Consider the following 16,980-nt stretch of genomic DNA (forward strand, 5'->3'; position numbering starts at 1 on the left):
GCGCCCGGCTCCGGTGGCGGGCGTCAGCGGCTGTAGCGCATGAACGCCCGGACCATGTGGCAGGTGGTGTCGGAGGGCGGGCGCATGCCGATGTCCTCCGCCGTGCTGCGGATCGTCTCGTCGCGGGCCTGGGCCGGTAGGTAGATGCCGGAGTCGAGCAGCGCTATGGCGAGGCGCATGGCCTTCAGGCGGCGGTTGTGGGTGACGTACCACTCGCGCGGCCGTCCGGCCGGCAGGGGCCGCTTCGTCATGGGCTCGTAGGGGGAGTCGAACAGTACCGGGTGCTGGGCGGTGGACTGGGTGGGCAACGGCTTCGGCTTCAGGGCGGCAGCGGGCACAGGCATCCTCCAGTCGCGGTCAGGGCAGCCTTCCGGGGTTCCGGCGACTGTCTCGAACACTGCTTCCAGTGTACCGGCGGCCACTGACAATGACAGGATCGCCGAGGCCGCCAAATGCCCAGGTGAACACGGCAATTGGAGCTGTGCGACAGGCGGTCACGGTGAGGCTGCCGGGGCGTCGGAAAAATCGAACAGAGCCGGTACCAAGTACCGTGTGCCGCATGGAAATCTGGATCAACCCGGCCTGCTCCAAGTGCCGTAGCGCCATCAGCCTGCTCGACGCCGAGGGGGCCGAGTACACCGTCCGCCGCTATCTGGAGGACGTGCCGGGCGAGGACGAGATCAGGGCCGTGCTGGAGCGGCTGAACCTCGAGCCCTGGGACATCACCCGCACCCAGGAGGCGGTCGCCAAGGAGCTGGGCCTGGCGGACTGGCCGCGTGAGGAAGGTGCCCGGGACCGGTGGATCGCCGTGCTCGCCGAGCATCCCGGGCTCATCCAGCGGCCGATCATCACCGCCGACGACGGAACGGCCCTGGTCGGCCGCTCCGAGGAGGCGGTCCGGGAGGCCCTCTCCCGCAGCGAGAGCTGAGCGGCGCTCAACTCACCTGTGACACAGCCCACTTCGATGACTCCTGCGACCGCTGAGTAACCTCGTTCGGTATCTCGTACATAGCGGCGTACGCTCCCCTACCTCTTCAGGAGGCGCGCATGTCGCGCAGGAGAACTCTCGGCACGAAGAAGAAGATCGCACTGCTCGTCAGTGCCGCGGCGGTGGCGGGCGGCGGGGCCTTCGCGCTGGCCACCACCTCCAACGCGGCCCAGCCCGCGCACAACGCGAAGACCCTGTCCGCCGGGGATTCCACGGTGTGCCAGGGGCTGGCCACGGCCCACGGCAACAACGACAAGTTCATCGCGGACCAGAAGGCCCATCCGGACGCCCAGTCGGCAGCCCGGATCGCCAACCGCGAGGCGGTCATCAAGCAGATCGAGGTCCAGCAGAAGGCGGCCGGCTGCACGGTTGGGGAGTCGGCTCAGGGCTCCCAGTCCGGTCAGCAGGCCGCCGGTCAGCAGGCCGCCGGACAGCAGGCCGCCGGACAGCAGGCGGGGCAGCAGGCGGGGCAGCAGAGCGCCCAGCCCTCGCAGAGCGCCGCCGGCGGCGGCAACGCCGGTGGTGCGGCGGCGGGTTCCGGCCAGCAGGTGTGCCAGGGCTCCACCGTCACGCTCTCCGGCGAGGGCGGCGCCCCGGCCGCCTCCAGCAACCAGTTCCCGGCGGGCACGTCCCTGAAGGTCACCAACCTGGACAACAACAAGTCCACGACGGTGAAGGTCACCTCCGTCTCCGGAAGCTGTGTGCTGCTCAACAACGCGGCCTTCGAGCAGGTCAGGGAACCGGGCAAGTTCCTCATCCGGCACGCCCGGATCGAGAAGGTGGGGTGAGGCTCAAGGACCGGACAGGAACGCGGTGAGGCGGCCGGCCAGATCGTCCGGCGCCGACTGGGGCAGCCCGTGGTGCGAGACGTCCGGCAGGACGGCGGTCTCCACGTGCGGCAGCAGCGCGCGGGCCCGGTCGGCCACCTCACGCGACGCATGGGTCCTGCTGTTCGCGGCCACGACCAGCAGGACCCGCGCCTCGAGCGCCCGCAGGGCGTCCGGTGCGGGGCGCGGGCCGGTCACCGGCCTCGCGGACGGGAAGCCCGCGGCCGCCTCCTGGAGGGCGAGCCAGTCCGGGTCCGGCGCCCCTCCCCCGCTCTCCCACTCCAGGAAGGCGCGCACCCGGCGGGGTGTGGGCCGCAGCAGCATCGGCAGGGCGCGCAGCAGATACGCCGCCTTGAACCCGGCGAAGCACTGGGTCGGGTCCAGGAGGAACAGGCGGCGTGTCCGCGCCGGCGCGCGCAGGGCGTAGTGCAGGGCGATCCAGCCGCCGTACGAGTGGCCGCCCAGGTCGGCCGAGGCGGCGCCCAGGCCGTCCAGGAGGGCGTCCAGCCAGAGCGTCAGGTCGGCGACCGTACGGGGGTGACGGTCGCCGGCCGGGACGCTCAGGCCCGGGGCGCCGGGCAGATCGACCGCGAGCACCCGGCGGACCCGGGCCAACTTCCCGGCCTGGGCGTACCAGGAGGCCGAGGTGGCCGCTCCGCCGCCCGGCAGCAGGAGCAGCGGGGGCGCGTCGCGCGGACCGCAGGCGTGGACGCGGGTGTCGCCGAAGGGCGTGGCGACCGTCAGCGCCTCCCGCCCGGCGGGCCATTTCGCCAGGACCCTGTCGTACGCAACCCGGAAGGCCTCACTGTCGTATCCGGTGTGTCCGGCCACGGGACCACCCCCTATTATCTCGCCGAGCAAGACATTCGCTGAGCGAGATGATAGCCCCGGAGGTCCCGCGTGCAGCCCGAACTGGAGACCGTCCACCTGCTGCGTGCCGTCGCCGTCGAACTCGGCCTGCACAGCGCCCGGTTCGCGCAGGCCAACGGCATGCACCCGACGGACGTGAGGGCCCTGATCGCGCTGATGGACGCGCGGCGCGCCGGCGAGGAACTGACCGCCGGGCGGCTCGGTGCCGCGCTCGGGCTCAACTCGGCGGGCACGACGGCGCTGGTCGACCGGCTGGAGCGGACCGGTCAGGTGCGCCGGGTGCGCGGGAGCACCGACCGGCGGAAGGTCGTCGTGGAGGTGACGGACGACGCCGTGGACCTGGGCCGGACGTTCTTCGGTCCGCTGATCGAGCGGTCGGTGGAGCTGCTGCGCGGCTACGACGCCCATCAGCGGGCCGCCATCCGGGACTTCCTCGACGGGGTGCGGCAGGCCGCCGCGGAGGGCGCCCATACCCCGCCCACCGGCACCTCACAACGTGAGGCCTGACACAGAACAACCAGGTAACACGGGGTTCACACACGAGCAACGGCCGGGAAACGGCCTGTTGACAGGCTGCCCGCCAGATCGACGCGGTGCCCCGGTGCCGCAGCGCCGCAGCACCCGCACCGAGCGCGCCCGACCCACCCCGAAGGATGTGGCCCCGTGACCTTCAAGGCTGAGTACATCTGGATCGACGGCACCGCGCCGACGGCCAAGCTCCGTTCGAAGACGAAGATCATCACGGGTGCTCCGGCCGGCCTCGAGGCGCTGCCGATCTGGGGCTTCGACGGCTCCTCCACCAACCAGGCCGAGGGCCACGCCTCGGACCGCGTGCTCAAGCCGGTCTTCACCTGCCCCGACCCGATCCGCGGCGGTGACGACATCCTGGTGCTGTGCGAGGTCCTCGACATCGACATGACCCCGCACCGGTCCAACACGCGGGCCGCGCTCGCCGAGGTCGCCGAGCGGTTCGCCGCGCAGGAGCCGATCTTCGGCATCGAGCAGGAGTACACCTTCTTCGACGGCTCCCGCCCGCTCGGCTTCCCCGAGAACGGCTTCCCGGCCCCGCAGGGCGGCTACTACTGCGGTGTCGGCGCCGACGAGATCTTCGGCCGTGAGGTCGTCGAGGCCCACCTGGACAACTGCCTGAAGGCCGGTCTCGGCATCTCCGGCATCAACGCCGAGGTCATGCCCGGCCAGTGGGAGTTCCAGGTCGGCCCGCTCGCCCCGCTGGAGGTCTCCGACCAGCTGTGGGTGGCCCGCTGGCTGCTGTACCGCACCGCCGAGGACTTCGGCATCTCCGCGACCCTGGACCCGAAGCCGGTCAAGGGCGACTGGAACGGCGCGGGCGCGCACACCAACTTCTCCACCAAGGCCATGCGCGAGGGCTACGACGCCATCATCACCGCCTGCGAGTCGCTGGGCGAGGGCTCCAAGCCGCTGGACCACGTGAAGAACTACGGCGCCGGCATCGACGAGCGTCTGACGGGCCTGCACGAGACCGCGCCCTGGGACAAGTACTCCTACGGCGTCTCCGACCGCGGGGCCTCCGTCCGCATCCCCTGGCAGGTCGAGAAGGACGGCAAGGGCTACATCGAGGACCGCCGCCCGAACGCCAACGTCGACCCGTACGTGGTGACCCGCCTGCTGGTGGACACCTGCTGCGCCGCACTGGAGAAGGCCGGCCAGGTCTGATCCGTCCGATGCCGAAAGGGGCGCCCACCGTCATGGTGGGTGCCCCCTTCGCGTGCCGTCGGCCGGTCGCGTCGTGTTCCCCGCGGCTGGTCGGGGTGCCGGCGGGGTGTCCCGAGGCGGCCGCGGAGGTGCTGGCCGAACTCGCCGCCCCGGTACGGGCGCATGCGGACCGGTACGACGGTGTCAACGTGCTCGGCCCGGCCGCCGGTGCCGTGAGCACGGAGGCACTGCGCGTGTCGGCGACCGGAGTCGCCGGCTCGGCGGGATCGCCGTCCGCCGCACCTGCGTACCACCGGGTGACCGGCGATCCGGGGCCCGCGCTCGCCTTCGTCGGCCGCCAACTCACCGGGGCGGCTTCGGAGCGGTGCGCCAACGCGGTGAACTCGCCTCCGGTGCCCGGCCGTTGCTGCCGCTGACCGAGCCCCTGCCGGACAAGGACCGCACGGTCGGCGGCCGGGGCCCGGCGGCACTGGCCGTGTGGCGCGTCGCGGCCGGACCGGGGACACGGTGGAGCCGCTCGCCCAGTAGCCGGTGGCTGGTGGGGCAGGGCTCCCGGTCCGGTTTCCGGCGTGCCCGCGGCACCGCCCGCGCCGACCGCGATCGGCCCGCTCCCCCGGTTCGCCGTGGACCCGTTGCGCGAGGCCGCCGAGTCCCACCGGCGGGTCTCCTCGACGTGTTCTTGGAGGACGGCCCTCACCCGGACTGTCCGCTGCCCTGCGTCGTACGGGAGTCGTGCCACGTCAACTTCACACCAAGGAAGCGTCCACGCAGTGAGAGGAGGCTCCTGTCCGGCGCCCGCGTCTGCTTCAATGGCTCCATGGCCAGCTTCCAGAAGTGCACCGCGACGGGTCGCCATGACCTCGAGCCCTTCTGGCCTTCCCGTCAGCACCACGACTTCGACCGGGTGTGTTGCCGCGCGAGGAACGCGCGGGCCCTCTAAAGCCGTAACTCCCGGCCTTCGGCCAGCGCGGAACGACGTACGTCCCCCCGGCGCGCCCCGACCACGAGTCGCGGCCGTCGCCTCGACCGACGAACCTCTCGCGCGAAAGAGCTGACCTCTCATGGCGACCACTCGTTCTGCCTCCTCCGTCCCCGCCCTCACCGCCCCGGCCCGGCACCGGCTGCGTGCCGTCGACCGGGACGAGGTGGTCGACGTCGCGGACTTCCTGCCGCCGGGCGCCACCTGGCTGCCCGCGCCGCCGCACACCCTGCCCACCCTCCCCGGCCGGCCGCCGATGGTCGGCTATCTGGTGCTGGTCCCGGCGGACCAGCACCCGCCGTTCCTGCCGGTCGCGGTGCCGGACGAGCCGGAGACGGCCGCCGAGGCGGGCGGCGGCGAGTCACTGGTGAGCATCGACCCCGTGCAGCGCGTCGCCAACGTCGACGGGCGCGAACTCGACCTGACCTACCTGGAGTTCGAGCTGCTGGCGCACCTGGTGGCCCATCCGCACCGGGTGCACACCCGCGACCAGCTGGTCACCACGGTGTGGGGCTACGGCCATGTCGGCGACGGCCGGACCGTCGACGTGCACATCGCCCGGCTGCGCCGCAAGCTGGGCGCCGAGCACCGCCGGACCATCCAGACGGTGCGCCGGGTCGGCTACAAGTACACCCCGCCGACCGGGCGCTGACCGGACGTCGGGAAGCCGGCTCTGCCCTCGGCAGAGACCCGTACCACCGCGCGCCCGGACCGGGCACGATCACCGGTATGAGACTTCTGGTGCTGGGCGGTACGGAGTTCGTGGGGCGGGCAGTCGTCGAGGCGGCGCAGGGGCGCGGCTGGGAGGTGACCGTCTTCCACCGGGGGCGGCACCGGCCCCCGTCCGGGGTGCGGTCGTTGCACGGCGACCGCACCGCGCCGGACGGCCTGGCCGCGCTCGCCGCCGCCGGCACCGGCACCGGCACCGGCACCTGGGACGCCGTGATCGACACCTGGTCGGGCGAGCCCCGTGCCGTGCTCGCGGCGGCCCGGCTGCTGCGGGACCGCGCCGCGCGGTACGCCTACGTCTCCAGCCGGTCCGTGTACGCCTGGCCCTGGCCGGCCCTCGGCGGAGGCGCCGAGGCGGGAGCGCTGGTGGAGGGCGCCGCCGACGCCGGGCCGAGCGACTACGCGCGAGACAAGCGGGGAGGCGAGCTGGCCGCCGTCGAGGCCTTCGGTGAAGCAAGGTCGCTGCTGGTGCGGGCCGGGCTGATCCTCGGCCCGCACGAGAACGTGGGCCGCCTGCCCTGGTGGCTGACCCGGATCGCCCGTGGCGGCCCGGTGCTGGCGCCCGGACCACGCGGTCTGCCGGTGCAGTTCATCGACGCCCGCGACCTGGCCGGCTGGCTCCTCGGCGCGCTGGAACAGCGGTTGAGCGGTCCGTACGACCTGGTCGGGCCGCCGGGCCACAGCACCATGGGCGAGCTGCTGGACCTGTGCGTCCGGGTCACCGGCGCGGACGCCGAACTGCGCTGGACCGACCCGGAGGTGATCCTGGCCGCCGGGATCGAGCCGTGGACCGAACTGCCGGTGTGGGTGCCGCCGGACAGCGAGCTGTACGGCTGCATCCACCGCACCGACGTGTCACGGGCGTTGGCCACCGGTCTGGTGTGCCGGCCGCCCGCGGAGACCGTCGCGGACACCTGGCGCCTGCTGACGGAGACCGGCGGGACGGCGCCGCTGCGCCCGGACCGGACGCCGCCGGGCGTCGATCCCGAGGTGGAGGCGAGGGTGCTGGCGGGGGGCGGGGGTGTACCTGGCACCACCCCCGAAGAGGCCACCTCGGACGACTGACGTGTGCACGGCCGTCGGCAAGACTGACGGCATGAACACCGACACGAAGAGCGACGGCTTCCGCGCGAAGGCCCGGGAGGCGCTGCTGGCCGCCGTGCAGGGGCTGGTGCTGGCCGTCGTGGTGCTGCCCTGCGCAGTGGCCTTCCTCGTCCTGACCCTCGTCTCCCTCGTACTCGTCCCGCTCGGGGTCGGGCTCTTCACGACTCCGGCGATCCTGACCGGCGTACGGGCGCTGGCGGACACCCGCAGGAGGCTCGCGGCGGAGTGGTGCGGAGTGCGGATTCCGTCGGTGTACCGGCCGCTGCCCGCGAGCGGCAACCCGTGGACGCGCACCTTCGCCCTGCTCCGGGACCCGCAGGTGCGGCGGGACGTGCTGTGGCTGCCCGTGGACTTCACCGCGGGCTTCTTCACCGCGCTGCTGCCGGCCGTGCTGGTGTTCTACCCGCTCGAGGGGTTCGCGGTGGCAGCGGGGATGTGGCGGGTGGAGGACGGGCCGTACTGGTATCTCTTCGTGCCGGTCGACGGCCCGCTGACCGCGCTGGCCGCCGCCGTGGTGGCCGCCGTGCTCCTGGTCGCCGCCTTCCGGTACACCCCCCGGGCGCTGACCGTGCACTTCCGGCTCACCCGGTCCGTGCTCGGCGGCGACGCGGAACTCGCCGAGCGCGTGAGGGTGCTGACCGAGACCCGGCGGGACGCCGTGGACACCTCCGCCGCCGAACTGCGCCGCATCGAGCGGGACCTGCACGACGGGGCGCAGGCCCGGCTGGTCGCCATGGGCATGGACCTCGGCACCATCGAGATGCTGGTGGAGCGGGACCCGGCCCGGGCCAGGCAGCTGCTCGCCCAGGCCCGCCGGAACTCCGCCGAGGCCCTGGAGGAGCTGCGCGACCTGGTGCGCGGCATCCATCCGCCGGTCCTCGCCGAACGCGGACTGGGCGACGCCGTACGGGCGTTGGCGCTGCGGCTGCCGCTGCCCACGGAGGTGACCGTGGAGCTGCCCGGCCGGGCGGACGCCCCGGTCGAGTCCGCGGCCTACTTCGCGGTCAGCGAGGTGCTCACCAACGCCGCCAAGCACTCCGGCGCCGACCGGGTCTGGGCGGACCTGCACCACACCGACGGCCGACTGCGGATCACGGTCACCGACAACGGCAGGGGCGGCGCGGCGATCGGCGCCGGGTCGGGTCTTGCCGGTGTCGAGCGCAGGCTCGGTACATTCGACGGCGTCCTCGCCGTCAGCAGCCCCGTGGGCGGCCCCACTCTGGTGACCATGGAGATTCCGTGCGCGTTGTCCTAGCCGAAGACCTCTTCCTGCTGCGCGACGGGCTGGTGCGGATGCTGGAGGCCTTCGGTTTCGAGGTCGCGGCCGCCGTCGAGTCCGGCCCCGAACTCGCGCGGGCGCTGGCCGAGCTGGAGCCGGACGTGGCCGTGGTCGACGTGCGTCTGCCGCCCACCCACACCGACGAGGGCCTGCAGTGCGCGCTCGCGGCCCGCGAGGCCCGGCCCGGGCTGCCGGTGCTGGTGCTCTCCCAGCACGTGGAGCAGCTGTACGCGCGCGAGCTGCTCGCGGACGGCAACGGCGGGATCGGCTATCTGCTGAAGGACCGGGTCTTCGACGCCGAGCAGTTCGTGGACGCCGTGCGCCGGGTCGCGGCGGGCGGTACGGCGATGGACCCGCAGGTGATCCGGCAGCTGCTGGCCCGGCGGACCGGCGACGACCGGCCGCTCGCCGGCCTCACCCCGCGCGAGCTGGAGGTGCTGGAGCTGATGGCGCAGGGCCGGTCGAACGTGGGCATCGCGGCCCAGCTGGTGGTGACGGAACGGGCCATCGCCAAGCACACCTCCAACATCTTCACCAAACTGGGCCTGGAGGTCTCGGACGACGACAACCGGCGGGTGCTGGCGGTCCTCGCCTATCTGGACCGGGATCGCTGACCAGCCAACTCCCCTGTTTCTGCGAGGAATTTGTGAGACCGGTGAACACCTCTGGGGCGGCGTCCGTATGGAAGGGCGCCGCTTCACTCCTGTCGGGCGCCTCGATGCTGCCCCGCAAGGAAGTCAGAGGAGTTCCATGGGACGCAACACACGAAAACGCCGTACGCCGCTGGCCGCCAAGGCGATAGCCGCATCGGCGGCCCTAGCGCTCGGTGGGGGCGGGCTGATCTGGGCGAACTTCTACGCCTCTGCGCATGAGTCGAACAACCAGTCGTGGGGGGGCAACCAGACGAAGGCCGCGACGGCGCAGGTCGCGACGATCTCCTGCCCGGACGTCGGCCAGAAGCTGACGAACGTGCCCTGGCGGGCCCGCCAGGGCGTGGCGACGGAGCTGGGCAACCTCGACCGGCAGATCACCGAGGCCTACAACCGGCTGGCCTCCACGCGCGACGCGCAGTCCAAGGATCCGAGCTTCGTGCAGAACTCGATCGTCGGTCCCCTCAAGGACAAGCGGTCGGCGACGATCGACCGGATCCGGATCGACATCCAGCGCGTCGGCGGCTCCTTCGACAACGCGCTCAAGCAGCTCGCCGCCTGTACGACGCAGACCGCCGATCAGACGACGTCCGGTGGTGGGGGGAACAACACCGGCCAGCAGCAGAACGGCGGCCAGCAGAACAACAACGGCAACACGGCCGCTCCCAGTGCGAGCGCGAGCGCGGGGCAGGCGCAGAACATCGGCGGGCAGGCCGGCAACGGCCCGGTCGCGGCGGACTTCGTCGACATCACGAAGGTCGCCCCGAACGTCCAGGGCAAGCCGGCCACGACCGGCAACGCCTCGACGGGCACGTTCACCACGCGCTGCGGTGTCAACGCCAACAAGAACCACAACACGGACAACGTGATCGTGGCGCCCGGTGTGACCAACGGCGCGCACCACCTGCACGACTACGTGGGCAACCAGAAGGTCAACGCCTTCTCCAGCAACCAGACGTTCCTGCAGGGCGGCACCAGCTGCCAGAACAGGAACGACCTGTCGGCGTACTACTGGCCGGTGGTCCGCGTCCAGGACGGCAGCCAGGACTTCGACCAGAACGCCGACGGCGGCGGCAAGGAAGGCAACGTCGGCAAGATCCTGACCCCGGTGCAGGCCCAGATCAAGTACGTGGGCAGCCCAGCCGCCAAGGTCGTCGCGATGCCGCAGTTCCTGCGCATCATCACCGGTGACGCCAAGACCACCACCAACGGTCTGGCCAACGCCAACGCGCACTGGAGCTGCACCGGCTTCGAGAACAAGGTCCAGCTGACGCAGCAGTACCCGATCTGCCCGCAGGGCAGCAAGGTGGTGCGCACGTTCGCCTTCCAGAGCTGCTGGGACGGGCAGAACATCGACAGCGCCAACCACCGCACGCACGTCGCCTTCGCCGACCCGGCGAGCGGTGTCTGCCCGAACGGCTTCAAGGCCATCCCGCAGCTGACGATGCGTCTGGTGTACAACATCACCCCGCCGACGATCCAGAACGGCCAGGTGAAGAACGCCTACGCGGTGGACGGCTTCCCGGAGCAGTTGCACAAGCCGGCCACCGACCACGACGACTTCATCAGCGTCACGACCGGCGGCCTGGCGAACCGGATCGCCAACTGCATCAACCGCGGCCAGAACTGCGCATGAGCGGCTGACCCGGGCCGTGCGCCCCGGCCCTGAGCGCCGGGCCATGAACGAGGCCGGTGACGGACCCCCCTCCCGTCACCGGCCTTCGCCGTGCGTGCGGCCGTCTCAGCCGTGGTGCGCGTGGTGGTCGACACCGATCTCCACGTCCCCGCCGAGGGTGCCGCGCAGCGCCTTGACGACCCCGTCGTCGCCGACGGCGACCCACTTGCGGCCGACGAGGTAGTACCCGCCGTAGTCCTTCGCGTCGTTGATCCACTCGCGCTGGCCGCGGTCGGTGGCGAAGGTCGCGAGGATGAACTTCCCGTCGCCGTTCGTGCAGATGGCCTGCCGGATCTCGTCGGCGTCGGTCTGCATGTTCGGCTTGCACTTCACCTCGGCGGCCAGGCTCTCCAGGCTGCCGGTCGCGGCGGGCGGGACCGACTTGGTCTCCCCGCCCGAACCGCAGCCCGCCAGCGCCAGTACGGCCGCGGCGGCCGGCAGCAGTCGTGTCACCCTCATCTGTTCCTCCGGTCCTGTGGGCCGAGCATGCCTCAGCTCCTTCGGATACGGCTCCCGGCCACCGGATGCTCAAAATCGCCGTGACGCTGCCGGAGCGCGTGTGCGAGGGTGACCCGGTGAACCAGAACTGGGAAGACCGTGTGGCCGCCGCCTGGGCCACCTTCGACGACTATCCGGAAGAACGCGCGCACGAGTTCCGCGCGCTGATCGACTCGCTGGTCGCCGAGCTGCCGGACGACAGCCCGCTGGGCGCCTTCGAGCAGGCCTGCGCCTGGGACTCGACCGGACACTCGGACAAGGCGGTGCCGCTGTACCGGGAGGCGCTGGCGCGCGGTCTGGGCGGGGTCAGCCAGTACAAGGGCCGCCGGGCCAAGATCCAGCTGTCCAGCTCGCTGCGGAACATCGGCGAGGCGGAGGAGGGCGTCAAGCTCCTCACGTCAGAACTGGACGCTCCGTCGGACGAGTTGGACGACGCGGTGCGGGCCTGTCTGGCGCTGTGCCTGTCCAGTCTCGGCCGGGACCGCGAGGGCCTGTCGCTGGTCCTCGGTGCCCTGGCCCCCCATCTGCCCCGCTACCAGCGGTCGATGGCCAACTACGCCCGGCTGCTGGTGGAGCCCGAGGACTGAGGACCACTCGTCCGGGGTGACCTCCCACCGGCTCGCTCGTTCTCCACGGCGTGCAGTCACAGGATGTAGCCCAGCGTCACGCAACCGCCTCCGCCCAGAGCGCCGGACCGGTGGACGTCGAGCAGGCCGAGGCCGTGCTCGTCGAGCACTATTCCCGGCTGGTCAGGATCGCCTACCTGGTGCTGCCGCCGGACCTCGGCCGCAGCCGCCGGGTGCTGACCGCACACGCCCTCGCCCAGCGCGCCCTGCCCACAGGCCGCCGCGGCGGGCAGCCCGCGATCCCGGCGCAGGCCTCGGCCGAGGAGGGCGACCCCGGATACGCCTTCCTGCGCGAGCGCGTGCTGCGCGCGGCCCTGGAGGCGGCCCGGCCCCACAAGGGCCTGCCACGGCTCTCCCAGCTGCCGCCGCTGCTGCCCCAGGTGTGGGGCCTGAGGCTGTTCCCGCGGTCGGGCGGCGCCGACGAGCTCGCCCTGGACCAACGGCTGTCCGCCCTGCCCGGCCCGGCCCGCGCCGCCTATGTGCTGCGCGGTCTGGAGAAGTTGTCCGACCCCGAGATCCGGGCGCTCCTGACAGCCGCCGGGGTGGCGGACGCGGGGGATGCGCTGGCCTCGGCGAACGGCGTCCCGACGCAGCCCGCGCTGCTCTCCTCCCCCGAGTTCGACCCCTGTCTGCTCCAGGCCCGGCCCACCGACCTGATGCGCCGCCGCCAGCACACCAAGGCCGCCCTCGCCGCCGCGGCGGCGCTCGCGGTGTGCGGGGCGCTGGTCGCCCTGCCCGGCGGCGGCTGGGGCCCGGACGGTGCCGCCGCGCCCGTGTACGCGGAGAACCCGGCCGCCGAGGCCGCCCTGGACCCGGCCCGGCTGGTCCGGGTCACCCCCACGGACTGGCGGTCCGCCGCACGCTCCGACTTCTCGGTGTGGCCCGCGCGCGGCACGCTCACCGAGGACTCGGCCCTGCTGCGCCGCGCCCTCGCCGTATGGGCCCGTCCCGGCCCGACGGTCCACGTCTCGGCGACCCCGGGCACGGAGACCGGCGGCCCCGCCGGCCCGCCCCAGCTGCTGTACGCGGGCCGGGTCGACAACGCCCGCGTGGTGATCCTCTACGACGGCCTGCGCATCGTCCGCTACGCCGAGCCGGCCGACGGAACCCAGGGCGCGGCCCTCGACCTCGCCCGGGTCGACGGCGCGACCGGCACCGAGGCGAGCGCGCTGGTGCTGGGCCGCTCCGACGGCAACGTGCGGTACCTGACCGCGCCCTGGGTGACGAAGGCGGCCTCGCGGGACCTGACGAAGCCGGACTCGGCCGCGACCCCGCTGAAGGTGACCGACGGCGTCACCGCTCCGCTGGCCGGCTCCGTGCTGCAGCCCGGCAGGTGCACGTCCTGGACCGTGCTGCAGCTGACCGGTTCCCCGGGGACCGAACTCGCCTCGGACCTGGGCGAGTTGGTGCCGGCTCACCTCACCGCCGGCCGGCCGGGCTCGGTCGGCGAGGCGTCCGGCAGTGAGGGGCTGCACGCCTGGGCGTCTTTCGCCTGCTCGCTGGCGGCGGAGCGCTCCGGCGGGGTGCGCAGCGTCAACGCATGGACGTTCGCCGACCAGCCGTTGCCCGACGGCAGCGGGTCCGCCTCGTGGGTGTGCGCCAGGGCCGAGACCTGGCGTGGCGACGGCACGGGTGCGCTGGCCCTGTTCGGCCTGCCGGGCCGGTCGGCCTCGGCGGTGGTCGCCAAGGGCACCGACGCACGGTCCTGTGGTCCGCGTGACCCCCACGCGCTCGCCGGGGTGCTGTGGAAGTCCTCGGCCGGGCACTGGTATCTGCTGGCGGCGGGTGACGAGGACACGGCGTCGATCCGCGCGACGGGCGGGGTCACCGCGTCCGGGCAGGGGCCGCTGCTGGTGGCCCGGGCCAAGCGGGGCGCGCGGGCCGACCTGAAGGGCACTCTGCAGGACGGGCGGACGGTCAGCGGTCTGCACTAGGTTGTTGACACCGGCGTAAACAAGGTGCGGCCCGGGGGTTCTCAGGCGGGCTACCCATCAGTACATTGACGCCATGTCTAACACGCAGGCCCGGGTGCCGCTCAAGGCACGCAAGGTGTCCTTCTCCTGGGACGGCACGCCGCTGCACTGGGTGCCGGGAGACCCGTTCACCACGCACACCATCAATGTGCTGCACCTGCTGCTGCCCGCCGGTGAGCGGTGGTTCGTGCACGTGTACAAGCAGGTACTGCCGTACATCCGCGACGAGCGGCTGCGCGAGGACGTGATCGGGTTCATCGGCCAGGAGGCCACGCACTCCCAGGCCCATGACGAGGTGCTGCCGCACCTGCGTGAGCAGGGGCTCGACCCGACGCCGTACACCGCGCAGGTCGACTGGTTCTTCGAGAAGCTGCTCGGCGACCGGACGCTGCCGCCGGGCAGGGCGCGCCGGTGGTGGCTGATGGAGCGGGTCGCGCTCATCGCGGCCATCGAGCACTACACCGCGTTCCTCGGCAACTGGGTGCTCAACGCCGGGGAACTGGACCGGCGCGGCGCCGACCCGACCATGCTGGACCTGCTGCGCTGGCACGGCGCCGAGGAGGTCGAGCACCGGTCCGTCGCCTTCGAGCTGTTCATGCACGTCGACGGCGGCTACGGCCGGCGGGTGCGGACCTGGGCCACGGCCTTCTCCGCGCTGGTGTTCCTGTGGCAGCGTGGGGCCCGCTTCTTCATGGAGAACGACCCGACCCTCATCGACGGCAAGGCCTCCATCAAGGACTTCTACGTCCGCGGCCGGCGCGGCCTGCTCCCGGAGACCGGGGACATGCTCAGGTCCATCCCCCGCTATCTGAGCCGCGACTACCACCCCTCGCAGGAGGGCGACACCGAGCAGGCCGTCGCGTATCTGGCCTCCTCCCCCGCGGCCACGGCGGCGGAGAAGAGGGCCGCCTGATGCCGAAGCTGCGTACGGTCGTGCTCGTCGCGGGCGCCGCCCTGCTGACCCGGCGGGCCCTGCGCCGCCGGGTCCAGGCCTCACCGCTGTGGCCGATGCCCGCGCTGGAGGAGCCCACCTCGGGCCGGCCGCGCTCGCGGGCCCTGCGGCTGTCGGTGACCTCGCACGAGACGGTGGCTGACGGGGTCGTCCAACTCCGGCTGGAGGGGAAGGACTTGCCGCGCTGGGAGCCCGGCGCACATCTCGATCTCGTTCTGCCGTCGGGACTCGTGCGGCAGTACTCGTTGTGCGGCGATCCCGAGGACACCTCCTCGTACACCGTCGCGACCCGGCTGGTCGAGCACGGGCGGGGCGGCTCGCGCGAGGTGCACGAGCAGGTGACGGAGGGCATGGAACTTCAGGTACGGGGGCCTCGGAACCGTTTTCCGCTGATCGATGCGCCGTCGTACGTCTTCGTCGCCGGGGGGATCGGGATCACCCCGCTGCTGGCGATGTTGCGGGCGCTTCCGGAGAACGCCGATTGGCAGTTGCTGTACGCGGGGCGCGGCAGGGCCTCGATGCCGTTCCTGGAGGAGGTCGAGAAGCTGGGCCGCATGGGGGTCCCCCCGGGCGGGCGAGGCCGGGCCCGGGGGAGGGTGACCATCGTGGAGGGCAGGCCGGATCTCGACGCGCTCGAGGTGTGCGAGGGAGCCGCCGTCTACTGTTGCGGCCCCGAGGGACTCATGACAGCCGTCGCGGCACGTTTCCCGGACGTCCGCCTCGAACGGTTCGCGCCACGCGCGTCGTCCGAGGGCAACGCGGACTTCGAGCTCGAACTGAGGCGCAGCGCACGGACGTTGACCGTACCAGCCGACTCCACCGTGCTGGCCGCCGTACGCCGGGAGCTGCCGGACACCGCCTACTCCTGCGAGCAGGGGTTCTGCGGCACCTGTCAACAGCGGGTGCTGGAAGGGGAGATCGACCACCGGGACGAGCTGCTGACGGACGAGGAGCGCGCCGACTCGATGCTGATCTGCGTCTCGCGGGCCAGAAGCGATCGTTTGGTGCTCGACATGTGAACGCCCGCGGCCGAATCCGATCGGTAAGGTGTGCCCATGAGTACCGGGGTTCGCCGCAGGATGGGCGTCGAGGAGCGGCGGCAGCAGCTGATCGGCGTCGCGCTCGACCTGTTCAGCCGACGCTCGCCCGACGAGGTCTCCATCGACGAGATAGCGTCGGCGGCGGGCATCTCACGCCCGCTCGTGTACCACTACTTCCCCGGCAAACTCAGCCTGTACGAGGCTGCGTTGAAGCGCGCCGCGGAGGATCTGGCGAACCGGTTCGCCGAGCCGCACGAGGGTCCGCTCGGCACCCGGCTGCTGCGGGTGATGGACCGCTACTTCGATTTCGTGGACCAGCACGGCCCCGGCTTCTCGGCGCTGATGCGCGGCGGTCCCGCCGTGGGTTCCTCGACGACGAACGCGCTCATCGACTCCGTGCGGCAGGCCGCCTATGACCAGATGCTGTCGCATCTGGGCGTCACGGAGGCGTCCCCGCGCCTGGAGCTGGTCGTCCGCTCCTGGATCTCGCTCGCCGAGTCCACCGCTCTGCTCTGGCTGGACGGCCGCCGTGTCCCGCGCGCCGAGCTGCAGCTGCAGCTCGTGCACGATTTCGCCGCGCTGGCCGCGGTCAGCGCCGCCTACGACACGGACATGGCCGGCCTGCTGCGCACCATGGTCAAGGACGAGCCGGCCGACGGCCCCTTCGCGGAGCTCGTCGGCCGGCTGATCACCCTGGGGTCCTGACCCCCGTCCTCCCTAGCCCTCGTACTTGCGGTAGGAGGGGTCGAGGTCGCGGACCTCGGCCGAGGCGTGCAGGGTGACGCCGTCCTCCGGTGGCACGTACCTGCGCAGCAGTTCGAGCGCCGTCTCCGTCAGCCTCGCCTTCGTCTCGTCGGTGCGTCCGGCGAGGAGCCCGAAGGTCACGTGGAAGATCGCGTGCTTCTCGGGGTCCTCGTACCCGAACGCGCGCCAGTCGCTGTACCGGAACAGCGTCTTGCACGCCTCGGGCCTCGCCCCGGCGATCTCGACGGTCGCCTCGTGCAGCGCCCGCGCGAAGCCGTGCAGGTCGAAGCGGTCCTCGACCGGGGACGAGTAGTCGACGGTGATCTGCGGCATGGGCACTCCTGTTCTACG

19 protein-coding genes are annotated in these 16,980 nt (G+C 72.3%); 15 read left to right on the forward strand and 4 right to left on the reverse strand.

The genetic code is table 11. The features are described from left to right. Nucleotides 1-23: 23 nt before the first annotated feature. Complete coding sequence (locus tag ABZ919_RS35575; protein ID WP_361256423.1) at nt 24-338, reverse strand: hypothetical protein; 315 nt, start codon at nt 336-338, stop codon at nt 24-26. A 221-nt stretch (nt 339-559) separates the two neighbouring features. Here ABZ919_RS35575 and ABZ919_RS35580 point away from each other — a divergent pair, with 221 nt between their 5' ends. Both ABZ919_RS35580 and ABZ919_RS35585 read left to right on the forward strand, forming a co-directional pair. Beyond that, nucleotides 560-928 carry an ArsC/Spx/MgsR family protein gene (locus ABZ919_RS35580; RefSeq protein ID WP_361256426.1) on the forward strand — a complete coding sequence of 123 codons (369 nt, stop codon included), beginning with the start codon at nt 560-562 and terminating at the stop codon, nt 926-928. Between the two features lie 119 nt (nt 929-1,047). Continuing rightward, entirely contained in the window at nt 1,048-1,776 is a 729-nt protein-coding gene (locus ABZ919_RS35585) for a hypothetical protein (protein ID WP_361256430.1), read from the forward strand. 3 nt (nt 1,777-1,779) lie between these two features. On the opposite strand, the gene ABZ919_RS35590 is transcribed toward ABZ919_RS35585, so the two are convergent. Further along, nucleotides 1,780-2,646 (reverse strand): alpha/beta hydrolase, encoded by an 867-nt coding sequence (locus ABZ919_RS35590; protein WP_361256433.1) that lies wholly within the window; start codon nt 2,644-2,646, stop codon nt 1,780-1,782. 69 nt (nt 2,647-2,715) lie between these two features. On the opposite strand from ABZ919_RS35590, the gene ABZ919_RS35595 reads away from it, so the two are divergent. The 8 genes from ABZ919_RS35595 (at nt 2,716) to ABZ919_RS35630 (ending at nt 10,757) form a co-directional block, all read left to right on the forward strand. After that, on the forward strand, nt 2,716-3,192 hold the full coding sequence (locus ABZ919_RS35595) for a MarR family transcriptional regulator (protein WP_361256436.1): 477 nt from the start codon (nt 2,716-2,718) through the stop codon (nt 3,190-3,192). A gap of 156 nt (nt 3,193-3,348) precedes the next feature. Next, nucleotides 3,349-4,380 (forward strand): glutamine synthetase, encoded by a 1,032-nt coding sequence (glnII, locus tag ABZ919_RS35600; protein WP_361256439.1) that lies wholly within the window; start codon nt 3,349-3,351, stop codon nt 4,378-4,380. Nucleotides 4,381-4,412: 32 nt separating this feature from the next. Then, entirely contained in the window at nt 4,413-4,796 is a 384-nt protein-coding gene (locus tag ABZ919_RS35605) for a hypothetical protein (RefSeq protein ID WP_361256442.1), read from the forward strand. A 645-nt stretch (nt 4,797-5,441) separates the two neighbouring features. Beyond that, a complete protein-coding gene (locus ABZ919_RS35610; protein ID WP_361256445.1) occupies nt 5,442-6,011 on the forward strand; it encodes a winged helix-turn-helix domain-containing protein in 570 nt (189 codons plus the stop codon). A gap of 77 nt (nt 6,012-6,088) precedes the next feature. Further along, nucleotides 6,089-7,153, forward strand: coding sequence for an NAD-dependent epimerase/dehydratase family protein (locus ABZ919_RS35615; protein ID WP_361256448.1), 1,065 nt, complete (start codon nt 6,089-6,091; stop codon nt 7,151-7,153). A gap of 31 nt (nt 7,154-7,184) precedes the next feature. Beyond that, nucleotides 7,185-8,447: a sensor domain-containing protein gene (locus tag ABZ919_RS35620; protein ID WP_361256451.1), complete on the forward strand. Its 1,263-nt coding sequence runs from the start codon at nt 7,185-7,187 to the stop codon at nt 8,445-8,447. Next, on the forward strand, nt 8,432-9,085 hold the full coding sequence (locus ABZ919_RS35625; protein WP_361256454.1) for a response regulator transcription factor: 654 nt from the start codon (nt 8,432-8,434) through the stop codon (nt 9,083-9,085). Before ABZ919_RS35620 ends, ABZ919_RS35625 begins: the two co-directional genes overlap by 16 nt. 136 nt (nt 9,086-9,221) lie before the next feature. After that, nucleotides 9,222-10,757: a DUF1996 domain-containing protein gene (locus tag ABZ919_RS35630; protein WP_361256457.1), complete on the forward strand. Its 1,536-nt coding sequence runs from the start codon at nt 9,222-9,224 to the stop codon at nt 10,755-10,757. A gap of 105 nt (nt 10,758-10,862) precedes the next feature. On the opposite strand, the gene ABZ919_RS35635 is transcribed toward ABZ919_RS35630, so the two are convergent. Continuing rightward, nucleotides 10,863-11,255, reverse strand: coding sequence for a hypothetical protein (locus tag ABZ919_RS35635; protein WP_361256460.1), 393 nt, complete (start codon nt 11,253-11,255; stop codon nt 10,863-10,865). Nucleotides 11,256-11,320: 65 nt separating this feature from the next. Between ABZ919_RS35635 and ABZ919_RS35640 the strand changes: the two genes are divergently transcribed. From ABZ919_RS35640 to ABZ919_RS35660, 5 genes are all read left to right on the forward strand, one after another. After that, the gene (locus ABZ919_RS35640; protein WP_361256463.1) at nt 11,321-11,881 is read left to right on the forward strand and encodes a tetratricopeptide repeat protein; all 561 of its coding nucleotides are present in this window, start codon (nt 11,321-11,323) and stop codon (nt 11,879-11,881) included. Nucleotides 11,882-11,931: 50 nt separating this feature from the next. Beyond that, nucleotides 11,932-13,854: a hypothetical protein gene (locus ABZ919_RS35645; protein WP_361256466.1), complete on the forward strand. Its 1,923-nt coding sequence runs from the start codon at nt 11,932-11,934 to the stop codon at nt 13,852-13,854. Nucleotides 13,855-13,927: 73 nt separating this feature from the next. After that, nucleotides 13,928-14,806 (forward strand): metal-dependent hydrolase, encoded by an 879-nt coding sequence (locus ABZ919_RS35650; protein WP_361256469.1) that lies wholly within the window; start codon nt 13,928-13,930, stop codon nt 14,804-14,806. Beyond that, on the forward strand, nt 14,806-15,864 hold the full coding sequence (locus tag ABZ919_RS35655) for a PDR/VanB family oxidoreductase (protein ID WP_361256472.1): 1,059 nt from the start codon (nt 14,806-14,808) through the stop codon (nt 15,862-15,864). Before ABZ919_RS35650 ends, ABZ919_RS35655 begins: the two co-directional genes overlap by 1 nt. A gap of 36 nt (nt 15,865-15,900) precedes the next feature. Then, entirely contained in the window at nt 15,901-16,590 is a 690-nt protein-coding gene (locus ABZ919_RS35660) for a TetR/AcrR family transcriptional regulator (protein WP_361256475.1), read from the forward strand. Between the two features lie 12 nt (nt 16,591-16,602). Here the strand turns inward: ABZ919_RS35660 and ABZ919_RS35665 are convergent, their stop codons facing one another. Next, on the reverse strand, nt 16,603-16,962 hold the full coding sequence (locus ABZ919_RS35665; RefSeq protein ID WP_361256478.1) for an isomerase: 360 nt from the start codon (nt 16,960-16,962) through the stop codon (nt 16,603-16,605). Nucleotides 16,963-16,980: the final 18 nt, after the last annotated feature.

It is taken from the genome of Streptomyces sp. NPDC046759 (genome assembly GCF_040645475.1).
In the GTDB taxonomy this organism is placed as follows: Bacteria; Actinomycetota; Actinomycetes; order Streptomycetales; family Streptomycetaceae; genus Streptomyces.